The sequence below is a fragment of the Streptomyces sp. 13-12-16 genome, assembly GCF_002114215.1.
Taxonomy (GTDB): Bacteria; Actinomycetota; Actinomycetes; order Streptomycetales; family Streptomycetaceae; genus Streptomyces.
In genome coordinates, this window is sequence record NZ_NCTE01000073.1 from 1 (window position 1) to 6,665 (window position 6,665).

A 6,665-nucleotide genomic window follows, 5' to 3' on the forward strand; every position below is an offset into this window, starting at 1 on the left:
GACGGTGACGCACGCCCGGCGGCCGTGGCGGTCGGTCAGAGTGACCTCGGCGCGGGCGACGGGCGCCCGGTGGCGTCGTCCAGGACCCCGCCCCGCAGGCCGCTCAGGGCCGCCTCCGCGCGCTCCAGGTTCGCGTCCTCCTCGCTGCTCGCCCGGAGCCGCGGGTGCTGCTCCGACGGGCGCCGGCCGGGCAGGAACAGGGCCAGGGCCAGACCCACGGCCACCGCCGCCGTCGCGATCAGGAAGGAGATCCGGAAGCCGTGCTGGGTCGGGATCTCCACCCCGCCCACGGTGTCCGCCGTGTTGGCCAGCACCATGCCGATGACGGCGCTCGACACCGACGTGCCGATGGACCGCATCAGGGTGTTGAGGCCGTTCGCCGCGCCCGTCTCCGAGGCCGGCACCGCGCCGATGATCAGCGCGGGCAGGGAGGAGTAGGCGAGGCCGATGCCCGCGCCGATGACCACCGAGGTGACGACGGTCTGCCAGGCGGCGTCCATCAGGCCGAGGCCGCCGCCGTAGCCGATCGCGATGATCACCAGGCCGAGGATGAGGGTGGTCTTCGGGCCGTACCGGGCGGAGAGGCGGGCGTAGACGGGGGCGGTGAACATCATCGTCAGGCCCAGCGGGGCCACGCACAGGCCCGCGACCACCATCGACCGGCCGAGCCCGTGGCCGGCGGGGAGCTGGAGGAGCTGGGGCAGGACCAGGGAGACGACGAAGAAGGAGACGCCGACCATGATCGACGCGAGGTTGGTGAGCAGGACCTCGCGGCGGGCGGTGGTGCGCAGGTCCACCAGGGGCGCGGGGACACGCAGCTCCATCAGGCCCCAGAGGAGGAGCACCACGGCCGCCGCACCGAACAGGCCCAGCGTGGTGCCGGAGGTCCAGCCCCAGTCGCTGCCCTTGGAGACGGGGAGCAGGAACAGCACCAGCCCGGCGGACAGTCCCAGCGCGCCCGGCAGGTCGAAGGTGCCCTTGGCGCGCACCGGGGATTCCGGTACGACGGTCAGGGTGAGCGCGATCGCGAGGACGCCGAGGCCGGCGGCGCCGAAGTAGAGGGCGTGCCAGTCGGAGTGCTGGGCGACCAGTGCGGCGGCGGGCAGCGCGAGTCCGCCGCCGACGCCTATGGAGGAGCTCATCAGGGCCATCGCCGAACCGAGGCGCTCGCGGGGCAGCATGTCGCGCATCAGACCGATGCCGAGCGGGATGGCGCCCATCGCGAAACCCTGGAGCGTGCGGCCGGCGATCATCAGCAGCAGGTCGTCGGTGAACGCGCTGACCAGTGCGCCGACCACCATCACCGCGAGGCTGGTGACCAGCATGCGCCGCTTGCCGTAGAGGTCGCCGAGGCGGCCCATGATCGGGGTGGCCACGGCGCCGGACAGCAGGGTCGAGGTCAGTACCCAGGTCGCGTCGGAGGGAGTGGTGTCCAGCAGTCGCGGCAGGTCCTTGATGACCGGGACCAGCAGGGTCTGCATCACCGCGACAACGATGCCCGCGAAGGCGAGCACCGGGACCACGGCCCCGCCCGCTCTGCCGGAGGAACGGTCGGTCGTCGTCTGCGTCATGGAAAGGTGCCTCCAGGGCCGGCCGTGTGCGGGGGTACGTGCAAAACGAACCCCGTACACCGAGGCAACTATTCCGATGCTTCGAACCACTAACGAATTCTTGACCTTTCCTTTGTGCCGACCGTGCGGACCGTGCCGACGCGTCCCGCCCGCCCGACGGCCGTCCGGGTCGCCTACGGTCCGGGCGCGGTCCGTGCCCAGGTCCGGAGACCCGGTCCACGTAGGACGAAAAGCCGATGCCGGGGCGGAGCCCGGTTGAGAGCATGGCGCACATGCTCGAAACCACCGGCACCGCCCGCAGGTCCGCTCGCACCGCACCGCCCGTGTGGCTGGTGGTGGCGCTCGCCTGCGCCGGGCAGTTCCTCGTCGTCCTCGACATCTCGGTGGTGAACGTCGCCCTGCCGTCGATGCGCGGCGGGCTGGCGCTCGGCGAGCAGGGCCTGCAGTGGGTGGTGAACGCCTACTCCATCGCCTTCGCCGGTTTCATGCTGCTCGGCGGGCGCGCCGGTGACCTCTACGGGCGCAAGCGGATGTTCCTCGTCGGCCTCGGCCTGTTCACGCTGGCCTCACTGGCCGGCGGGCTCGCCCAGGAGGGCTGGCAGTTGCTGCTGGCGCGGGCCGTGCAGGGACTCGGAGCGGCCGTCCTGGCGCCCTCCACGCTCACCATCGTCACCTCGGCCGTGCCGGAGGGCGCGGCCCGCGCCCGGGCCATAGCGACCTGGACGGCCGTCGGGGCGGGTGGCGGCGCGGCCGGCGGATTCGTCGGCGGGGTGCTCGTGGACGCGCTGTCGTGGCGGTGGGTGCTGCTGATCAACGTGCCCGTCGGAGCGCTCGTGCTGGCCGGGGCCGCCCGGTGGCTCACGGAGAGCAGGGCCGGGGACGGACGGCGGCTCGACCTGCCGGGCGCGCTGCTGGTGACGGCCGGCCTCGCCACCCTCGCGTACGGCATCTCACAGACCGAGGCCGAGGGCTGGGCGGCGGCCACGCTGGTGCCGCTGTGCGCCGGGCTCGCCCTCCTCGCCCTGTTCCTCCTCGCCGAGGCGCGGGCCAAGGCCCCGCTGATGCCGCTCGGACTGCTGCGGCTGCGGTCGGTGGCGTCGGCGAACGTGGCGATGCTCATCAGCGGTTCCGCCATGTTCTGCATGTGGTTCTTCATGACCCTGTACGCGCAGAACGTGCTCGGCTACACCCCGCTGGAGGCCGGACTGGCGCTGGTGCCGAGCTCGCTCGCCGTGATCATCGGTTCCAAGCTCGCACCCCGGCTGATGCGCACGGCGGGACCGCGCACCGTGGCCGTGCTCGGCACGCTGGTCGCGGCGACCGGCTTCGGCTGGCAGTCGACGATGACCGCGGACGGGGCGTATCTCACCGCGATCATGTTCCCCGGCATCCTGATGATGCTGGGCGCGGGCGTCGCCGCCACCCCGCTGGCCTCGCTGGCCACGTCCGGCGCGGCACCGGAGGAGGCCGGCCTGGTCTCCGGGCTGGTCAACACCTCCCGCACGATGGGCGGCTCCCTGGGACTCGCGATCATGTCCACGATCGCCGCGGCCCACACGGGCCCCACCCGCACCCCCCACTCCCTGACGGAGGGTTACGCCCTGGCCTTCCGCACCAGCACGGCACTGCTGGCGGCGGGAGCGGTGGTGATGTGGCTGTGGCTGCCGAGGAGGACGAGGGAGGAGCAGTAGCCGCTCCAGCCGTGCGACCGCGGGCAATCGTGCCTCCCCCGCGACGCCGGGCCGCGCAACACCCCCCGCCCGGTCACACCCGCCGGGAACGACGCGACAGGAGCCCCCGTGCCCATCGACGCAGCCACAGCCCTGGCCGCCCCGCCCCGCACCGCCGACATCTCCTGGACCCCCGCGGACGTCCTCCTCTACCACCTCGGCATCGGCGCGGGCCGCCCCGCCACCGACCCCCACGAACTGCGCTACACCCTCGAATCCCGGCTGCACGTCCTGCCGAGCTTCGCCACCGTCGCGGGCGGCGGCCCACCCGGTGTGACCGGTGCGCTCTCCCTCCCCGGCATCGACGTGGACCTCGCCCACGTCCTCCACGCCGGCCAGTCGCTCACCGTGCACCGCCCCCTCCCGGCCGAGGGCACCGCCACCACCACCGCCCGTATCACCGCCGTCCACGACAAGGGCACGGCGGCCGTCCTCGTCATGCGCACCGAGGCCGCCGACGCCGAAGGCCCGCTGTGGACCGACGAAGCGCGGATCCACGTACGCGGCGAAGGCGGCTGGGGCGGAGACCGAGGCCCGTCCGTGCGGTACGAGCCGCCCACCGGGAAGCCGGACCGGATCCTCGAACGCGCCGTCCGCGAGGACCAGGCCCTGCTCTACCGCCTCTCCGGTGACTGGAACCCCCTGCACGCCGACCCGGAGTTCGCCGCGCGCGCCGGGTTCGAACGGCCCGTCCTGCACGGCCTGTGCACCTACGGCATGACCCTCAAGGCGGTCGTCGACACCCTGCTCGGCGGCGACGTCACCCGCGTCCGCTCCTGCACCACCCGGTTCGCCGGGGTCGTGTACCCGGGCGAGACGCTGCGGATCCGGATGTGGCGCGGGGACGGCGCGGTACGGGTGGTCGTCGGTGCCGCCGTGGGGGGCCACCCGCGCGAGCGGAGCCGGGAGCGGGGGAGCGGCGACGCGCCGGTCCTCGCCGATACGACGGTCGAACACGACTGAGCCGGGCCCCGGCCGTCATCGATGACGGCCGGGGCCCGGCTCGGTTGCGGATCGGTGCCCGACGTGAGGTCAGGCGGCCGACCCCGCGTACTCGTTCACCTGTTCCGGCTTGCGGTGCCGGCCGCGCGGGGACGCTTCCGCGTCCTGCGTGGAGACCGGACCCCGGTGCTTGCCGTGTCCGACAGCGGCCTGTCCGTCCTCGGTGGACCGCGACTCGTTCGTGCTGACGTCGTTCATCGGAAGGAACTCACCCCGTAAACATGATCTTTCCTACAGCCGGGCGAGTTTAACCGGCACACCACCACCCGGATCCAGGCGGCCACGCCGACCGCCACTACTTCGTTACAAGCCGCCCCAGAGGCGCCTGCTGCAAGGGAACGGGACGGGACGAGGAGGGGGCGCCGGGGTCGCGGTGCGCCGGGGGCTCGACGTGGGACGGGAGCAGGCAGCCGATCATGTCTCCCGAGCAGTAGGGGAGTTGGGACGGAATCTCCTCGTCCGTTAAATCGCCGGGGGAGGGCACCCGGCCGTCCGTCACCGTCCCGGGCCCGAACCCGGCACGCACCGGGCCCTCACCGGACCCCGGAGCCTCCGGGCGGCCCACCGGCGGACGGACGTCCAGCCCCTCCCGCCGCCGCTCCTGCCCGGGTGCCCGCAGCCCGGCCACACCGCACGGCACCGCCCCGGTGGCGTACGGCAGCCGCAGCACCCCGTCCGCGGTCCACAGCCCCGCCCCGGTCAACCACCCCGACGGCGCCGGAAAGTGGTGCACCTGCCGCTCCGCCGGCCGCCACACCCCGATCCAGCTGCCGAACGCGCCGTCGACGCGCAGCGCCACCGCGCAGCCCTCCGGCGTCAGCATCTGCCCCGGCTGGATCGCGAACGGCGTGACCGCGCAGTCCGCCAGCCGCAGGCACTCCGGGAAACGCACCGGCAGCGTGCTGCCCAGCACCCCCCAGCCCAGTCGGCTCCGCCCGGGCGACGGCGCGTCCGAGCGGACCAGCAGCAGCCCGCTGTCCGGGTCGGCGAGCAGCACCCGGTCGTCGCTCCCGTCGGCGATCTGCAGCAGCGGGGACATCTCGCCGCCGCGCTCCAGGTCCACCACGACCGCCTTGGTGCGCCCGCCGGCCTCCCGGTCCAGCGCCAGCATCCGCCCCTCGCGGTCCAGCCACACCCCGCCCGAGCAGTGCCCGGGAACCTCCGCGAGCTGCTCGGGCCCGAACGTGCCGCCCGCCACCAGCCACACCACCGTCGACCGCCGGCCCACGGCGAGGGCGTACGCCCGCTCCCCGCCCGGCGCGGGCGGCAGCAGCCGCAGCCGGGTGCCCTCGTCCGGGCAGTCGACCGTGCCCAGCGGCAGCTCACCGGTGCCGGGGCCGGTCGGGTACAGCAGGGAGAAGGCGTGCCGTCCGCCCACCAGCCGGTGGATGAGGACCCGCCCGTCGCTCAGGGGCTGCACCTCGGTGCCGGGTTCCTCGGGCTGGTTGCCGGGCAGCGGCACCGCGTAGGGCTCGGGGCCGTCCAGGGTCCAGCGCTCCGGGAAGAAGGAGTCGCCGGCGAGGGCGAGGCGCGCGGCGTAGGAACCGTCGGCGGTGATGGCGCAGCCCGCCCGTCCGGTTCCCTCCTCGTGTCCCGCCGCAGGTTCGATGGCACAGAACGTCATCGTTCGGTCACCTCCGGTGACGAAAGTAGGTCGCGCACGCACAGACGGCGGACCGGTGGGCCCGCACTTCACACGTAAGGGTGCTCCAGGAACGATTCGCCTGAGGGAGAAGCGGACGTGTGCTCCATGGGCCCCGGCGCCGGCCGGCGGGAGCGGCGCCGGTTCAGCCGCACGAGGCCGCCCAGGTAGCCTTGGCAGCGTGCCCCGTCTGTCAGAAGTCATCGCCGCGCTGGAGAACCTGTGGCCCGCCGAGCGGGCCGAGTCCTGGGACGCGGTCGGCACCGTCGTGGGCGAACCCGACCAGGAGGTCACGCGGGTCCTGTTCGCCGTCGACCCGGTCCGGGAGACCGTCGAGGAGGCGGTGAGGCTCGGCGCCGACCTGCTGGTCACCCACCACCCGCTCTACCTGCGCGGTACGACCACGGTCGCGGCCTCCACCTTCAAGGGCCGCGTGGTGCACACGCTCATCAAGAACGACATCGCGCTGCACGTCGCCCACACCAACGCCGACACCGCCGACCCGGGAGTCTCGGACGCCCTCGCCGGCGCGCTGGACCTCAGGGTCGTACGCCCCCTCGTGCCGGACCCGGCAGACCCGGACGGCCGCCGGGGCCTGGGCCGCGTCTGCGAGCTCGACCACCCGCTGACCGTCCGCGACCTCGCCGCCCGTGCCGCCGAACGCCTGCCCGCCACCGCGCAGGGCATCCGCGTCGCCGGCGACCCCGACGCGCTCGTGCG

Annotated in this window: 5 protein-coding genes and 1 pseudogene; 3 read left to right on the top strand and 3 right to left on the bottom strand. The window is 73.9% G+C overall.

Going from position 1 to position 6,665, the window contains the following annotated elements; all coding sequences use genetic code 11:
- Nucleotides 1–1,571: pseudogene (locus B7767_RS03385) on the bottom strand (MFS transporter); the annotation flags it as partial.
- Nucleotides 1,572–1,834: 263 nt separating this feature from the next.
- Between B7767_RS03385 and B7767_RS03390 the strand changes: the two are divergent.
- Complete coding sequence (locus B7767_RS03390; protein WP_107485773.1) at nt 1,835–3,262, top strand: MFS transporter; 1,428 nt, start codon at nt 1,835–1,837, stop codon at nt 3,260–3,262.
- A 108-nt stretch (nt 3,263–3,370) separates the two neighbouring features.
- Nucleotides 3,371–4,264 (top strand): MaoC/PaaZ C-terminal domain-containing protein, encoded by an 894-nt coding sequence (locus B7767_RS03395; RefSeq protein WP_085570798.1) that lies wholly within the window; start codon nt 3,371–3,373, stop codon nt 4,262–4,264.
- A 69-nt stretch (nt 4,265–4,333) separates the two neighbouring features.
- Here the strand turns inward: B7767_RS03395 and B7767_RS46125 are convergent, their stop codons facing one another.
- Together B7767_RS46125 and B7767_RS03400 are read right to left on the bottom strand one after the other, a co-directional pair.
- Nucleotides 4,334–4,501 carry a hypothetical protein gene (locus B7767_RS46125; RefSeq protein WP_179167016.1) on the bottom strand — a complete coding sequence of 56 codons (168 nt, stop codon included), beginning with the start codon at nt 4,499–4,501 and terminating at the stop codon, nt 4,334–4,336.
- Nucleotides 4,502–4,598: 97 nt separating this feature from the next.
- A complete protein-coding gene (locus B7767_RS03400) occupies nt 4,599–5,927 on the bottom strand; it encodes a hypothetical protein (protein ID WP_085570799.1) in 1,329 nt (442 codons plus the stop codon).
- Nucleotides 5,928–6,126: 199 nt separating this feature from the next.
- Here B7767_RS03400 and B7767_RS03405 point away from each other — a divergent pair.
- The coding region (locus B7767_RS03405; RefSeq protein WP_143652180.1) for a Nif3-like dinuclear metal center hexameric protein at nt 6,127–6,665 on the top strand (539 nt) is incomplete at its 3' end.